10 protein-coding genes are annotated in these 15,307 nt (G+C 65.8%); 5 read left to right on the forward strand and 5 right to left on the reverse strand.

All coding sequences use genetic code 11. The features are described from left to right. Positions 1 to 2: 2 nt before the first annotated feature. Genes AC5STI_RS00120 through xdhA form a run of 4 tightly spaced genes read right to left on the reverse strand, consistent with a single transcriptional unit; the run spans position 3 to position 6,241 of the window. Positions 3 to 1,520: an ABC transporter ATP-binding protein gene (locus tag AC5STI_RS00120; RefSeq protein WP_495445144.1), complete on the reverse strand. Its 1,518-nt coding sequence runs from the start codon at positions 1,518 to 1,520 to the stop codon at positions 3 to 5. Next, positions 1,517 to 2,452 carry a xanthine dehydrogenase accessory protein XdhC gene (gene xdhC, locus AC5STI_RS00125; RefSeq protein ID WP_495445145.1) on the reverse strand — a complete coding sequence of 312 codons (936 nt, stop codon included), beginning with the start codon at positions 2,450 to 2,452 and terminating at the stop codon, positions 1,517 to 1,519. Before xdhC ends, AC5STI_RS00120 begins: the two co-directional genes overlap by 4 nt. Next, the gene (gene xdhB, locus AC5STI_RS00130; RefSeq protein ID WP_495445146.1) at positions 2,442 to 4,847 is read right to left on the reverse strand and encodes a xanthine dehydrogenase molybdopterin binding subunit; all 2,406 of its coding nucleotides are present in this window, start codon (positions 4,845 to 4,847) and stop codon (positions 2,442 to 2,444) included. The genes xdhC and xdhB overlap by 11 nt, the downstream gene beginning before the upstream one ends. After that, positions 4,844 to 6,241, reverse strand: coding sequence for a xanthine dehydrogenase small subunit (gene xdhA / locus AC5STI_RS00135; RefSeq protein ID WP_495445147.1), 1,398 nt, complete (start codon positions 6,239 to 6,241; stop codon positions 4,844 to 4,846). The genes xdhB and xdhA overlap by 4 nt, the downstream gene beginning before the upstream one ends. A gap of 357 nt (positions 6,242 to 6,598) precedes the next feature. On the opposite strand from xdhA, the gene dnaE reads away from it, so the two are divergent. Both dnaE and AC5STI_RS00145 read left to right on the forward strand, forming a co-directional pair. Further along, a complete protein-coding gene (dnaE, locus tag AC5STI_RS00140) occupies positions 6,599 to 10,111 on the forward strand; it encodes a DNA polymerase III subunit alpha (protein WP_495445148.1) in 3,513 nt (1,170 codons plus the stop codon). 158 nt (positions 10,112 to 10,269) lie between these two features. Next, positions 10,270 to 11,457: a sensor histidine kinase gene (locus AC5STI_RS00145; RefSeq protein ID WP_495445149.1), complete on the forward strand. Its 1,188-nt coding sequence runs from the start codon at positions 10,270 to 10,272 to the stop codon at positions 11,455 to 11,457. A gap of 94 nt (positions 11,458 to 11,551) precedes the next feature. Here AC5STI_RS00145 and AC5STI_RS00150 read toward each other — a convergent pair whose 3' ends face one another. Then, entirely contained in the window at positions 11,552 to 11,746 is a 195-nt protein-coding gene (locus AC5STI_RS00150) for a SlyX family protein (protein ID WP_475050475.1), read from the reverse strand. Positions 11,747 to 11,999: 253 nt separating this feature from the next. Between AC5STI_RS00150 and hisS the strand changes: the two genes are divergently transcribed. Genes hisS through hisG form a run of 3 tightly spaced genes read left to right on the forward strand, consistent with a single transcriptional unit; the run spans position 12,000 to position 15,273 of the window. Continuing rightward, on the forward strand, positions 12,000 to 13,487 hold the full coding sequence (hisS, locus tag AC5STI_RS00155; RefSeq protein ID WP_495445150.1) for a histidine--tRNA ligase: 1,488 nt from the start codon (positions 12,000 to 12,002) through the stop codon (positions 13,485 to 13,487). A gap of 2 nt (positions 13,488 to 13,489) precedes the next feature. Continuing rightward, positions 13,490 to 14,578, forward strand: a complete 1,089-nt coding sequence (locus tag AC5STI_RS00160; RefSeq protein ID WP_495445151.1) for an ATP phosphoribosyltransferase regulatory subunit — start codon at positions 13,490 to 13,492, stop codon at positions 14,576 to 14,578. Beyond that, positions 14,575 to 15,273, forward strand: a complete 699-nt coding sequence (gene hisG, locus AC5STI_RS00165; RefSeq protein ID WP_475050480.1) for an ATP phosphoribosyltransferase — start codon at positions 14,575 to 14,577, stop codon at positions 15,271 to 15,273. Before AC5STI_RS00160 ends, hisG begins: the two co-directional genes overlap by 4 nt. The last annotated feature ends 34 nt before the right edge of the window (positions 15,274 to 15,307 follow it).

Here is a 15,307-nt window from a genome sequence, read left to right on the forward strand (position 1 = left end):
TCTCAGACATGCGCCACCTCCATGCCGTGGGCGCCGCCCATCATCAGGCCGATCTCGTCCACCGTCAGGCCCGCGGCCTCGCGCGGGGCGCTGAGGCGGCCTTCGTTCAAGGCGGCAAAGCTGTCGGAGATCTCCATCAGCTCGTCCAGATCCTGGCTGATGCAGATCACTGCGGTGCCCTTGGCGGCCAGATCCAGCAGCGACTGGCGGATGGCGGCGGCAGCGGCGGCGTCCACGCCCCAGGTCGGCTGGTTCACCACCAGCACATCCGGGTTCTGCAGCACTTCCCGCCCGATCACGAATTTCTGCAGATTGCCGCCCGACAGCGAGCGCGCCGCATTGCCGGGGCCCGGCGTGCGGACGTCGAAGGCCTTGATGACGCGCTCGGCAAACTCCTTGGTCTTGCCCCAGTCGAGGAAGCCGTTCTTCTCCAGCCCCTCGCGCACGGATCCGGTGAGCATGGCGTTCTCGGTCAGGCTCATGTCCGGGGCGGCGGCGTGGCCCAGGCGTTCCTCCGGCGCGGCCAGCACACCCAGCCTGCGCCGCGCGGTGGGGCCCAGCTTGCCGATCGGCTCGCCGTGCAGCTTCACGGCGTCGGCCTCGGTCAGGGTTTCGCCCGACAGCACGCCCAGCAGTTCGTCCTGGCCGTTGCCGGCAACACCGCCGATGCCGAGGATCTCGCCCTTGCGCACGGTCAGATGCACGTTCTTGAGCGCGGTGCCAAAGGCGGAAGGCGCCGGCACCGACAGGCCGGAGATGTCCATCGCGACGGGGCCGAATTCGCGGGCCTCGCGCTGCGGCGTCTGCAGGGTGCTGCCGACCATCATCTCCGCCATGTCGCGGGCCGAGGTGTCGGCGGGCGTGCATTCGCCGACGTTCTTGCCCAGGCGCAGGATGGTGGCGTGATCGCACAGGGTGCGGATTTCCTCCAGCTTGTGCGAAATATACAGGATCGAGGTGCCCTCGGAGCGCAGTTTCTGAAGGGTTTCGAACAGGATATCGACTTCCTGCGGGGTGAGGACCGAGGTCGGCTCATCCATGATCAGCAGTTTCGGGTCCTGCAGCAGGCAGCGGATGATCTCGACCCGCTGGCGTTCGCCCGCGGAGAGGTCGCCGACGGTGCGGAAGGGGTCCAGCGGCAGGCCGTAGGTTTCCGACACCTCGCGGATGCGGGCCGCAAGGTCGCGCATTTCCGGCGGGTTCTCCATGCCGAGCGCGATGTTCTCGGCCACGTTCAGCGCGTCAAACAGCGAGAAGTGCTGGAACACCATGGCGATGCCGTCCGCCCGCGCCTGGCGCGGCTCGGCCGGCTCGAAAGGTTCGCCGCGCAGCAGCATCTTGCCGCTGTCGGGCTTCACCAGGCCATAGATCATCTTGACCAGCGTCGATTTCCCGGCGCCGTTTTCGCCGAGCAGGGCGTGAACCTCTCCCTCGCCGATGTCAAAGGAAACGGTGTCATTGGCCACAACCCCGGGGTAGGCCTTGGTCAGGCCTTGCAGGCTCAACAGTGGTACACTCACGCGCGCCGGTCCTCTCTCTGTTCGTCTTCTTTTCCGTGCCGCAGCAGCTGCGCCGCCACGCCGACCGCAATCATCTGCGGGTGTTTTCCAAGTTCCGGATCGCCGATCGGGCAGGTGATCCTTGCGATTGCCCCGGGAGAGTGCCCCAGGGCGGCAAGACGCGAGCGGAACCGCGCCCATTTGGTTTTGGAGCCGATCAGCCCGGCAAAGGCAAAGCCATGGCCCAACAGCGCGTGGCATAGCGCCAGATCCAGCGCATGGGAATAGGTCAGCACCAAATGCGCAGCGTTTTCAGGCGCATGGGGCACAAGGAGCGCAACGTCAGCTGCCGGAACCGCGGTGACGCCGGACGGGATGCCGTCCGGGAACCGCTCGGCGTCGGTATCCACCCAGGTGATCTGCAGGTCCGGCAGCGGCGCCAGCACATCCGCCAGCGCCCGCCCGACATGGCCCGCGCCCCAGATCCAGACCGGCAACTGCGGCTGATGCACCGGCTCGATCATCCAGCCCTCGACCAGCTGCGGCGCGGGTGTCTGCCCCTGGCCGCGGGCGCCGGCGAGGAGGCGCTTTACCGCCACCGGCATCAGCGCCGGGCTGGCCGGGCGGGCGATGACGTGGCTATCCAGCGCGGCCAGGTCTTCGGCCTCATAAACTTCGCTGAAAAGCGTGACCGCACCGCCGCAGCACTGGCCCAGGTCCGGCCCCAGCGCATGGGTGCTGATCTGCTTGGGGGCGACTTGCCGCCGGGCAGCCTCTGCCGCCTCAAATTCCAGGGTGCCGCCGCCGATGGTGCCGGACTGGCCGGTCTCCCACACCAGCATCGCGGTGCCGGTCTCGCGCGGGGAGGAACCGCGGACGGCGGCGATCACCACCCGCACCACGCGGCCATGCGCGGCAACCGCTCGGCGCAGTTCCTGGACGTCAAACCCCATCGCGCACTCTCCGGACTGCCCGCCAGACCTCTTCTGCGGTGGCAGGCGCATTGAGTGCCGGATAGGCGTCGCCAAAGGCACAGACCGCATTGCTGAGCGCCAGCCAGGCGGAAATGCCCAGCATGAACGGCGGCTCGCCCACCGCCTTGGAGCGGTAGATGGTGTCCTCGCGGTTCTGGCCGGCGAAAAGATTCACGTTGAACACATCAGGCCGGTCGGAGCAGGCGGGGATCTTGTAGGTGGAGGGCGCATGGGTGCGCAGGCGGCCGGTATTGTCCCAGACCAGTTCCTCGGTCGTCAGCCAGCCCGCGCCCTGGACATAGCCGCCCTCGATCTGGCCGATGTCCAGCGCCGGGTTCAGCGAGGTGCCGGCGTCATGCAGGATGTCGGCACGCAGGATGCGGTTCTCGCCGGTGAGCGCGTCGACGGCCACCTCCGTTACCGCTGCACCGTAAGCGAAGTAGTAGAACGGGCGGCCCTGGCCCTTGATCCGGTCCCATTCGACCTTGGGGGTCTTGTAGAAGCCTGTGGCCGACAGGCTGACGCGGCCCTGGTAGCAGGTCATCGCGGCCTTCTCGAATGTCATCTCATCCTGGCCGATCCGCACCATGCCGTTGTCAAACACCACATCGCCGGGGCTGGCCTGGTGCTGCAGCGCCAGATGTTCGGCCATGCGGTCGCGGATGGTGTCGCAGGCGGCCTTGACCGCCATGCCGTTCAGGTCCGAGCCGGAGGAGGCGGCGGTGGCGGAGGTGTTGGGCACCTTGCCGGTGTCGCTGGCAGTGATCTTGACCATGTCCAGCGGGATGCCGAAGCGGTTGGCGGCGACCTGCGCCACCTTCTGGAACAGGCCCTGGCCCATCTCGGTGCCGCCGTGGTTCAGATGCACCGAGCCGTCCTGGTAGACATGCACCAATGCGCCGGCCTGGTTGAGGTGGGTGAGGGTGAAGGAAATGCCGAATTTCACCGGCGAGAAGGCAATGCCGCGCTTCAGATGCGTCTGGCCCTTGTTCCACTTGGCAATTGCGTCTTTGCGTGCCGCGTAGTCCGAGGTTTTCAGCAGCTCGGCAGTCAGATCGTGCAGGATGAAGTCCTCGACCGGCATGTGGTAGGGGGTCGTCTGCACGTCCTTGGGCGGCGGGCTGGTCTTGGCGGGCTGCGCCGGCGCGCCACGGGAGGCGAGGTCGGCGTCCGGGTCCGCAGGCTGGCCGGAGGTCTCTTGCGGCTCGCCCGGCGGGGCATCGGGGCTCCGCATCGGCGCATAGTAATTGCGCTGCCGCAGCTCTGCCGGGTCCAGCCCCAGATCATGGGCGATTTGGTCCATCACCCGCTCGATCCCGACCATGCCTTGCGGGCCGCCAAAGCCGCGGTAGGCGGTGGCGCTTTGCCGGTTGGTGCGCAGGCGGTGGCTTTCGATGCGGATATTCGGGATCAGATAGGCGTTGTCGGCGTGCAGCATGGCGCGGTCGGCAACCGGCAGCGACAGGTCCTGCGCCCAGCCGCAATCCACCAGATGCAGGAACTCGACGCCTTGCAGGCGGCCGTCACCGTCAAAGCCCGCGCGGTAGGAGATGCGGAAGGCGTGGCGCTTGCCGGTGATCACCATGTCGTCGTCACGGTCATAGCGCATCTTGCAGGGCTTGCCGGTCAGCCGGGCCGCCACGGCGCAGGCGACGGCGAGCGCGTTGCCCTGGCTTTCCTTGCCGCCAAAGCCGCCGCCCATGCGCCGGGTCTCGACCCGCACGGCATGCATCGGCAGGCCGATGGCGTCGGCAACCTTGTGCTGGATCTCCGTCGGGTGCTGGGTGGAGGAAAACACATGCATGCCGCCATCCTCCTGCGGCCAGGCCATTCCGGCCTGGCCTTCGAGGTAGAAGTGCTCCTGCCCGCCCAGCTCAAACGTGCCTTCGACGGTGCGCGGTGCGGCATCAATGGCGGAGGCCGCGTCGCCTTTCTGATAGATGCGCGGGCCTTCTTCGAACCGGCTGTCGGCGGCCAGCGCCGCGTCCAGAGTCAGGAGGGCGGGTTCTTCGGTGTAGTCCACCTGTCCCTTGCGGGCGGCGATGCGGGCATTGAGGTGGCTGTCGGCGACGACCATGAACACCGGCTGGCCGACATAGTTGACGGTTCCAGCCGCCAGCAGCGGCTCGTCGTGGATCGAGGGGGAGACGTCATTGGCAAAGGGCAGCCCCTTGGCGGTCAGCACCGCCACGACACCGGGGCTTTGCTGCACCTCGCTGAGGTCCATGCCGGTGATATGGCCGCGGGCAATGGGGGAGAGGCCGAAGGCCAGGTGCAGCGTGCCCGCGGGCGAGGGGATGTCGTCGACATAGCGGGCGGCGCCGGTCACATGCAGCCGGGCGGAGTCATGGGGGAGGGGTTTGCTGACGCTCATGGCCGCACCTCCAGTACCGAGACCGGCTGGCCGTTCAGGTCGGTGAAATAGCGGGCCAGCATGTTGCGCGCAGTTTCCAGCCGGTATTCGGCAGAGGCGCGCATGTCGGTCATCGGGGTGAAGTCCTGATCGAAAGCGGCTGAGGCGGCCTCGATGGTGGCCTCATCCCATTGCTGGCCGGTGAGGGCGGCCTCGACGGCGGCGGCGCGTTTCGGGATGCCCGCCATACCGCCAAAGGCGATGTGGGCGGCGGTCACCTTGCCGTTCATCACGGTCACGTTAAAGGCACCGAGGACCGCGGAGATATCCTGGTCAAAGCGTTTCGACAGCTTGTAAACCTTGAGCGCGTCGGGTTGGCGCGGGAAGCTGACAGCCTCGACGAACTCGCCGTGCTGGCGGTCTTGCTTGCCGTAGTCGATGAAGAAGTCCTCCAGCGGCAGTTCGCGGCGGCTGTCCCCCTTGCGCAGGTGCAGGGTGGCGCCGAGGGCAATCAGCGCGGGCGGGGTGTCGCCGATGGGGGAGCCGTTGGCGATATTGCCGCCGACGGTGGCGGCGGCGCGGATCTGCTGGGAGGCAAAGCGGCGCAGCATTTCCGCGAAGGACGGGTGCAGCGGCTCCATCGCGGCGCGCAGATCGTTCATGTCTGCCATGGCCTTGATGCGGACGGTGCTGTCCGTGACCTCGATCCCCTTGAGGTCATCGCAGCCGCCGAGGAAGATCATCTGCGGCAGGCGGCGGAGTTGCTTGGTGACCCAGAGGCCGACGTCGGTGGCGCCTGCGACCAGGGTGGCGTCGGGGCGGGCGGCGTAAAGCTCTGCCAGTTCATCGGCGGAACCCGGCAGCATAGGGGGCGCTGCCCCCCGGCCTGCGGCCTCCCCCCGGGATATTTCCGGCCAGATGAAGGATCCTTCCTGTGCGATCCAGTCCGGGACCGCGGCATCCTTGGCGGTCTCGGCGGCGCGGATGATCGGGGCGTAGCCGGTGCAGCGGCAGAGGTTGCCTGCGAGCTGGTCGTCGAAATCCGTGGCGCCGTTGGCGTGGGCAGTGACCATCGACATGATGAAACCGGGAGTGCAGAAGCCGCATTGGCTGCCGTGGCGGTCCACCATCGCCTGCTGGACCGGGTGCAGGCTGCCGTCCGGGCCGGAGGCGCCCTCGACTGTGCGGACGGATTTGCCCTGCAATTGCGGCAGGAACAGGATGCAGGCGTTCAACGCCTTCGATCCGCGTGAATCCGTGACCATGACGGTGCAGGCGCCGCAATCGCCTTCGTTGCAGCCCTCCTTGGTGCCGGTGAGGCCCTGTTCTTCGCGCAGCCAGTCCAGCAGCGTTACTGACGGGCGTGCGTCCGTGATGCGGACCGTTTCACCGTTCAGACGAAAGGTGAGTGCCATCTTCCCGAGACCCGCCGCGTTACCCCGTTGACCCGATGTGCCGCCCTTCGATGCGGCGTAGAAGGTGCGGCGGGCTGTTTATTGCTTGCTGCTAACAGCCTAGGGAGCATCCCCTTGTCAAAGCAAGGAAAACCGCCGCCGCACTGCAGTAACCTGCGACGCAATAAAGTTGCGGGATTCGCGGCTATGCTGTTATTTTTTATGCTTTTTAGCTGTATCTTTGCGGCAGGGCCGGCTGGATGGCGAAACAGCTTCAAAAAAATCCTGAAAATAGCAAGGGACCCTTCCGTAATTGCGGGAGGCGGGCTGTGCAGTTCGCCCGTTCACCCCGCTGCGGCAATACGGTAGCGTGGCGGCATGACAAGCTCTCCCCGATTCATTCACCTGCGCACCCATACCGAGTATTCCTTGCTGGAGGGGGCGCTGCGGCTGAAGAAGCTGCCGGACCTGTGCAAGAAGCACGAAATGCCCGCAATTGCGGTGACGGACACCAACAACCTGTTCTCGGCGCTGGAGTTTTCCGTGTCGGCGAGCGGGGCGGGGGTGCAGCCGATCATCGGCTGTCAGGTGGATCTGCGGTTCACGGAGCCGGCACCGGGCGAGCGGCCCAAGCCGCCTGCGCCGCTGGTGCTGCTGGCCCAGAGCGAGGCGGGATATGAGCATCTGATGAAGCTGAATTCCTGCCTGTATCTGCGGCAGGGGGGCGAGCTGCCGCATGTGACGCTGGAGGAGCTGGAGACTTATTCCGGCGGGGTGATCTGCCTGAGCGGCGGGCCGGACGGGCCGGTGGGGCGGCTGTTGCAGATGGGACAGCGTCCGGCGGCGGAAGCGCTGATGCAGCGGCTGAAGGCGATTTTCCCGGACCGGCTGTATGTCGAGCTGCAGCGCCATCCGGGCGAGCATGGCCAGCCGGAGGCGGAGAAGCAGACCGAGCGCGGCCATGTGGAAATGGCCTATGCGATGGACCTGCCGCTGGTCGCCACCAATGACGTCTATTTCCCGAACACGGAGATGTTCGAGGCGCATGACGCGATGATCTGTATCGCCGAGGGCGCCTATGTCGACCAGGTGGAGCCGCGGCGGCGGCTGACCGCGCAGCATTACTTCAAGAGCCAGGAAGAGATGGTTGCGCTGTTTGCCGACTTGCCGGAGGCGATTGAGAACACGGTGGAGATCGCCAAGCGCTGCGCCTTTATGGCGTACCGCCGCGACCCGATCCTGCCGAAGTTCGCCGACGACGAGGTGGCCGAACTGCGCCGCATCGCCAACGAGGGCCTGCAAAAGCGTCTGGCCGTGATCCCCCATGCGGTGAGCGTCGAGGAATACCAGGAGCGGCTCGACTTCGAGCTGGGGATCATTGAGGGGATGGGGTTCCCCGGCTACTTCCTGATCGTTGCCGACTTTATCCAATGGGCCAAGGACCACGATATTCCGGTGGGGCCGGGGCGGGGCTCCGGTGCGGGCTCCCTGGTCGCCTATGCGCTGACGATTACCGACCTTGACCCGCTGCGGTATTCACTGCTGTTTGAACGCTTCCTGAACCCGGAACGGGTGTCGATGCCGGACTTCGACATCGACTTCTGCATGGACCGCCGCGAGGAGGTCATCAAATACGTGCAGGAGAAATACGGCCGCGACAAGGTGGGGCAGATCATCACCTTTGGCGCGCTTTTGTCCAAGGCGGCGGTGCGTGACATGGGGCGGGTCTTGCAGATGCCCTATGGCCAGGTGGACCGGCTGTCCAAGCTGATCCCGGTCGAGGGCGTGAAGCCGATGTCCATCGCCGACGCGCTGAAGGAAGAGCCGCGACTGAGCGAGGAGGCCCGCAACGAGCCGGTGGTGGACCGGCTGCTGACCTATGGCCAGCAGGTTGAGGGGCTGCTGCGCTCTGCCGGTACCCACGCGGCGGGTGTGGTGATCGGCGACCGGCCGCTGGATGCGCTGGTGCCGCTTTACCGCGATCCGCGCTCTGACATGCCGGCAACCCAGTTCAACATGAAATGGGTGGAGCAGGCCGGGCTGGTGAAATTCGACTTCCTGGGCCTCAAGACCCTGACCGTCATTCAGAACGCGATGGACCTGATCTTCCAGTCGGGCCGCGACCTGCATATCGCCGCGGACGGCACCCAGCTTTATGACCCGCCGGAAGGCGCCGAGAACCAGATCAACGCCATTCCGCTGGATGACAAGGTCACCTACGACCTCTACTCCCGCGCCAAGACGGTGGCGGTGTTCCAGGTGGAATCCACCGGCATGATGGATGCGCTGAAGCGCATGAAGCCCACCTGTATCGAGGACATCGTGGCGCTGGTGGCGCTGTACCGCCCCGGCCCGATGGAAAACATCCCGGTCTACTGCGAGGTGAAGAACGGCCAGCGCGAGATCACCTCTGTCCACCCCTTGATCGACCACATCCTGGAAGAGACCCAGGGCATCATCGTCTATCAGGAGCAGGTGATGCAGATCGCCCAGGTGATGGCGAACTACACCCTAGGCGGTGCGGACCTGCTGCGCCGGGCGATGGGTAAGAAGATCAAGGAGGCGATGGACGCCGAACGCCCGAAATTCGAGAAGGGCGCGGCGGAAAATGGCGTCGACAAGAAGAAGGCCAGCGAGGTTTTCGACCTTCTGGAGAAGTTCGCCAACTACGGCTTCAACAAATCCCACGCGGCGGCCTATGCGGTGGTCAGCTACCAGACCGGCTGGCTCAAGGCGAACCATCCGGTGGAGTTCATGGCCGGTGTCATGAACTGCGATATTCACCTGACCGACAAGCTGGCGATCTACTTCGAGGAAGTGAAAAAGGGGCTGGGGCTGAAATACGTGCCGCCTTGCATCAACCGCTCGCTGGCGACGTTCAACGTGGTGAACGGGGAGCTGGTCTACGCGCTGGGCGCACTGAAGAACGTCGGCCTGGACGTGATGCGGCTGGTGGCTGAGGCCCGCAATGAGGACGGCCGCGAGCGTCCCTTTGTCAACGTCTATGACTTTGCCCGCCGGGTGAACCTCAAGAAAGTGGGCAAGCGGCCCTTGGAGATGCTGGCGCGGGCGGGGGCCTTTGACCAGCTCGATTCCAACCGCCGCCGGGTGTTTGAGAGCCTGGGCGCGCTGGTGGACTACTCCGCCGCGGTGCATGACCAGCGGAACTCGAACCAGGTGTCGCTGTTCGGCGAGGCGGGCGAGGACCTGCCGGAGCCGCGTCTGCCCTCGGTGCCGGACTGGCTGCCGGCCGAGCGGCTGAGCGAGGAGTTCAAGGCGATCGGCTTCTACCTGTCAGGCCACCCGCTGGACGATTACATGCCGGCGCTGAAGCGCAAGGATGTGATGACGCTGGATGAGGTGACCGCCAAGGCCGAGCGCGGTGCCTGTATCGCCAAGATGGCAGGCGTGGTGGCCGGACGGCAGGAGAGGAAATCCGCCCGCGGCAACCGTTTTGCCTTTGCTCAATTGTCGGATCCGTCTGGCGCGTTTGAAGTGACGTTGTTCTCCGAGGTGCTGGAGAAATCCCGCGAGTATCTGGAGACCGGGTCCAAGGTAGTGATCACCGCCGAGGCCACGATGGAGAGCGATCAGCTGAAGCTGCTAGTGCGTTCAGTCGGGCCGGTGGACAGCGCCATTGCCGATGCCGGGCGCAGCAGCTTGCGGGTTTACCTCAGTGATGCGGCGGCGGTGGGCACCGTGGCGCAGGTGCTGGAGGATGCCAAGGCGGCGGCCCGCAATGCCGCGCGCGGCGAGGTCTATATGTACCTTCAGGATCCAGGCCTGCCCGGCGATGTGGAGATGGACCTGGGCCAGGCGTTCCCGATCAACCCGCAGATTAAGGGCGCGCTGAAATCGCTCGACGGGGTGATGGACGTGGAGGAGATCTGAGGGGCAGGGGAGCCTTCGGCCACTGACGGAAACCCCGGTGCCTGCACTGCGGGTTCCCTCGCGGGAAAATTAATGCAACGTATGAGTGCAGGACCGCGTTGGGTGCCTGAATGGATCCGGCCGGCACCGGTTCCGCCATAGGAGTGGAGGTTGCCGCAGTGCAGACATTGTTGGATTTCGGGCAATACATGCCGCATGGCATGTGCCTGCTTTGGGAGCCTTGGCTGCTGATCCTTTGGGCCGGATCGGACGTGCTGATATTCCTCGCCTATTTCGCCATACCGCTGGCCCTGCTCAGGGTTCTGAAGCAGCGCAAGGATATCAAGCACCGCGGTCTGGTTCTGCTGTTTGCCTCCTTCATCCTGCTTTGCGGCCTCACCCATGCGGTGTCGATCGTGACGCTCTGGTGGCCGGTTTACCCTGCACAGGGCCTTTTGAAGCTCGCGACCGGCTTGGTGTCGGCAACCACCGCGGTGGTCTTGTTCAAGCTGGTTCCGGTTCTGGTCGCGATACCGGGCCGCCGCGATCTGGAACACGCCAACAGCAAGCTGCTGGATGAAGTGGCCGCGCATGAAGCGACCCTGAATGTGCTGCGGCAGGCGCGGCACGACCTTGAGGTTCAGGTCGAGGAGCGCACGGCGGAACTGCGGAACGTCAACGCCAAGCTTGCCGTCACGGCGAGGGAAGCGGTGCACCGCAGCCACAACATGATTGCCGTGGTGTCGTCGATGGCGCGGCAGAGCGCGCGCGGCGTCACGAACGTGGACGAATTCGTCAGCGTCTTCACCGGGCGGCTGAACGCGCTGGCCTCTGCCACCCAGACCGTCATGCAGGAGCCGTCGGGCGCCACGGCCGATCTGGGGGGCGTTATCCGTTCGCAGCTTGAACCGGTTCAGCTGACCTTTGGCGACAGGCTGACGGTCGGCGGCCCGGACGTGAAGACGGGTTCGGAGGCGGCGCAGCAGATCAGCCTGGCGCTGCATGAACTGGCGACAAACGCGCAAAAGTACGGCTCGGAGGATGCGCGGATCAGCGTGACCTGGGCGGTCAGCGCAGAGGGTCCAGGGCAGAAACGGCTGCAGCTGCGGTGGGAAGAAGATGTTTCGCCGCATTCGGAGCTGCCTCAGGACGGGGCCGGGAGAACCGGGTTCGGCACCCGCCTGCTGACCCAGATTGTGCCGTCGATGCTGCAGGGTGAAGCCAGCAGGACGATCGGCGGCGGCAAGCTGGTCTACGAACTGGACATTCCGCTTTCTGCGCTGTCGGAAGGGGAGAGCCAGGCCGAGCATGTGCAGCTGGCCGCGCGCATTGTCGGGCAGGGCTTTGGGGCTGCCCAGGGCGGCTAGCGGCGTGCGAGGCAGGGCGGCCGCAATCAGAAAATTGCAAATTTTCTGAGCAAGAATTTTCAGTCAAAATTCTTCCGCCGCCTGCGGCAGGCCGTCAGTAATGCGGCGGGCGTTCGTCGCCGATCACCACGCCGCCGCCGCCGTCCTGCTGGCGCTCGGCCTCGCGCTGCATCAGCATGGCGACGCGGCGGGTCAGCACGTCGATCTCCTTCTGCTGGCGGGCGATCACGTCGCTCATCTCCTCCACGCTGCGGGTCAGATGGGCGATTTGCTCTTCCAGATGCTGCATGGCGTGCCTCCTAAGGTTTGATGGGGCTCATAAAGGAGCAACGTTCAAATGCAAAGTCCCGCCCGGACGCGAGGCCGGGCCGCGTCATGCCGAAAGCATGCCTCCGGCATGACCCGCCCCCCACGGGGCGGCGCAACCCTCGTCCCGCTTTATCTGCTGCGGCATTGGCTCCTGCCGGCTTCGTCTTGCCGTTGCGGCCTGCTTCCGCTAGACCGCCGGGCGAGTGAAACCGCTACCCGTGAGGAGGCCTCATATGGCCAAAGTGAAGAAACAGCCCCGCCCCAAGGCGCAGACGCCGAAGGGGTTCCGTGACTATTTCGGTGCGGAGGTGACCCAGCGCAGCGAGATGCTGCGGGCCATCGCGGGTGTGTATCATCATTACGGGTTCGAGGCGCTGGAGTCGTCGGCGGTGGAAACCGTTGAAGCGCTGGGCAAATTCCTGCCGGACGTGGACCGTCCGAACGAGGGCGTGTTTGCCTGGCAGGAGACCGAGGACGACGGCAACGGCGACTGGATGGCGCTGCGCTATGACCTGACGGCGCCCTTGGCGCGGGTTTATGCACAGCACCGCAACGACCTGCCGACACCCTACCGCCGCTATGCGATGGGGCCCGTCTGGCGCAACGAGAAGCCGGGGCCGGGCCGCTTCCGCCAGTTCTACCAGTGCGATGCGGATACCGTGGGCAGCGCCTCGATGGCTGCTGATGCCGAGATCTGCGCGATGCTCAGCGACACGCTGGAGACCGTCGGCATCCCGCGCGGCGACTATCTGGTGCGGGTGAATAACCGCAAGGTCCTGAACGGCGTGCTTGAGGCGATGGGACTTGGCGACGGCGATGCCAAGCGCGACGACGTGCTGCGCACCATCGACAAGTTCGACAAGGTGGGCGAAGCCGGTGTGCGCGAGCTGCTGACCAAGGGCCGACTGGATGCCTCCGGTGCGTTCATCGACGGGGTTGGCCTGTCGGACGATCAGGCAGCGCCGGTGCTGGCCTTCCTCACTTCCAAGGCGGCTGAGGCTGCGGGCACCATTGCCAACCTGCGCTCCGCCGTGGGCGACAGCAAGGTTGGCCAGGAGGGCATTGCCGAGCTGGAGCAGATCGGCGAGCTGCTGGCCGCGGGCGGTTACGGCAAGGACCGGATCGAGATCGACCCCTCGGTGGTACGCGGGCTGGGGTATTACACCGGGCCGGTGTTCGAGGCGGAGCTGACCTTTGAGATCCTGGATGAGAAGGGCCGCAAGCGGCAGTTCGGCTCGGTCTCGGGCGGCGGGCGGTATGATGGCCTCGTCAAGCGCTTCACCGGGCAGGAAGTGCCCGCGGTCGGTGTTTCGGTCGGTGTCGACCGGCTGCTGGCGGCGCTGCACGCCAAGGGGCGGCTGACGGCGGAGGCTACCGGGCCGGTGGTCGTCACCGTGATGGACCGCGGCCGGATGGCGGATTACCAGGAGATGGTGGCGGAGCTGCGCAACGCGGGCATCCGGGCCGAAGTCTATCTGGGCAACCCCAAGAACTTCGGCAACCAGCTGAAGTATGCGGACAAGCGGAATTCGCCGGTGGCCGTGATCGAAGGCGGCGACGAAAAGGCCAATGGCGTGGTGCAGATCAAGGACCTGATCCTGGGGGCGAAGATCGCCGAAAGCGCGACCTTGGAAGAGTGGAAGGAACGCCCGAGCCAGTTTGAAGTGCCCCGCACGGAACTGGTGGCCAAGGTGCGTGAAATCCTTGACGGGCAGGGCTGATTATGGCGGTTCAATCCCAGATACAGGCCCGTGCTGCGATGCTGCGGCTCCGGTTCGAGGCCGCAGGCGCGCAGGTGGTGGACACGCCGCTGCTGCAGCCCGCTGGCACGCTTTTGGATTTGTACGGCGAGGACATCAGGGCGCGCGCTTATGTGACCTCGGACGCGCTGCGGGGCGAGCAGATGCTGCGCCCGGACTTCACCGTGCCGGTGGTGGAGGCGCATATGCGCCACGGGGCGGAGCCTGCGCGCTATACCTATTCCGGCGAAGTGTTCCGGCGTCAGGAGATGGATCCGGACCGGCCCAACGAATACCTGCAGGTCGGCTATGAGGTGTTCGAGCGCGATGATGCCGCGGCGGCGGATGCCGAGGTGTTTTCGCTGTTTGCGCTGCAGGTGCGGGGACTGCCCTTGCGGGCTGCGACCGGTGATATCGGCATCCTGATGGCCGCCGTGCAGGGGCTGAACACCACGGGCAAACGCAAGGCGGCGCTGATGCGGCACATCTGGCGTCCGCGCCGGTTCCGCTCTTTGCTGGACCGCTTTGCAGGGCGCACCCCGGTGCCGGAAAGCCGCAGGAAGCTGCTGGAAACCGAGGGCGATCTGACCGGCTCGGCAGTGGAGCTGGGCAAGCGCCGTGCGGCAGAGGTGCAGGCGCGGGTCGATGCGCTGCGCGAGGATGCCAAGGCGCCGCCGATTTCCGAAAACGAGCTGCTGGCGCTGGAAGCGCTGATGGCGGTCCGGGAGACGGTGCCGTTTGCCACCGAGCAGATGCGCGATATTGCCGTGGACCTGCCGCAGATCAACGCGGCGCTGGACCGGCTGGATGCGCGCACCGCAGCGATGAAGGCGCGCGGCGTGGACGTCGAGAACCTGGATTTCGAGGCGTCCTACGGGCGCACCTCGATGGAGTATTATGACGGGTTCGTGTTCGGCTTTTATGCCGAGGCGCGCCCCGATCTGCCGCCGGTCGCCAGCGGCGGGCGCTATGACGCGCTGACCCGGCAGCTGGGCGACGGCGAGGAGATCCCGGCGGTGGGCGGCGTGCTGCGCCCCGACCTGATGCTGCAGCTTGAGGAGACGCGCGCATGACCTTGAAGCTGGGCGTGCCGTCCAAGGGGCGGCTGATGGAGAAGACCTTCGACTGGTTTGCCAAGCGCGGCGTGACCTTGTCGCGCACCGGGTCCGACCGCGAATATGCCGGCGCGGTCGAGGGCGTGTCGAACATGGAGCTGGTGCTGCTGTCGGCGGGCGAGATCCCGCGCGAGCTGGCAGCCGGGCGCATTCACCTGGGCGTCACTGGCACCGACCTTGTGCAGGAGAAGCTGCCGCGGTTCGAACAGCAGGTGGAAGACCTGGCGGAGCTGGGGTTCGGCCATGCCGACCTGGTGCTGGCGGTGCCGCAGTTCTGGATCGACGTGGACACGCTGGATGACCTGGATGCGGCTGCCTCGGCGTTTCGGGCGCAGCATGGCCACCGGTTGCGCATTGCCACCAAGTACCACCGGCTTGTGCGGGAATTCCTGACCGATGCGGGCGTGGCGGATTACCAGCTGGTGGACAGCCAGGGCGCAACCGAAGGCACGGTGAAGAACGAAACCGCCGAGATGGTGGCCGATATTACCTCTACCGGCGAAACCCTGCGGGCAAACCACCTGAAGCTGCTGAGCGACGGCCTGGTGCTGAAGTCGCAGGCCACCCTGTGGCGCAGCCGGGTGGCGAAATACACGGCTGACGACAAGGCGGCGCTGAATACCTTGCTGGATTTGCTGGAAAACCGCGCCTGAGCGCGGCGGCCTGTCCGGGCGGGCCGGTGCGCAA

This window comes from Leisingera sp. CC-HEC096, from assembly GCF_059429235.1.

What these genes read in the sequence shown, in the direction of transcription:
- xdhC (WP_495445145.1), bottom strand. Translation starts at nt 2,452, where the DNA reads ATGGGGTTTGACGTCCAGGAACTGCGCCGAGCGGTTGCCGCGCATGGC.
- xdhB (WP_495445146.1), bottom strand. Translation starts at nt 4,847, where the DNA reads ATGAGCGTCAGCAAACCCCTCCCCCATGACTCCGCCCGGCTGCATGTG.
- xdhA (WP_495445147.1), bottom strand. Translation starts at nt 6,241, where the DNA reads ATGGCACTCACCTTTCGTCTGAACGGTGAAACGGTCCGCATCACGGAC.
- dnaE (WP_495445148.1), top strand. Translation starts at nt 6,599, where the DNA reads ATGACAAGCTCTCCCCGATTCATTCACCTGCGCACCCATACCGAGTAT.
- AC5STI_RS00150 (WP_475050475.1), bottom strand. Translation starts at nt 11,746, where the DNA reads ATGCAGCATCTGGAAGAGCAAATCGCCCATCTGACCCGCAGCGTGGAG.
- hisS (WP_495445150.1), top strand. Translation starts at nt 12,000, where the DNA reads ATGGCCAAAGTGAAGAAACAGCCCCGCCCCAAGGCGCAGACGCCGAAG.
- AC5STI_RS00160 (WP_495445151.1), top strand. Translation starts at nt 13,490, where the DNA reads ATGGCGGTTCAATCCCAGATACAGGCCCGTGCTGCGATGCTGCGGCTC.
- hisG (WP_475050480.1), top strand. Translation starts at nt 14,575, where the DNA reads ATGACCTTGAAGCTGGGCGTGCCGTCCAAGGGGCGGCTGATGGAGAAG.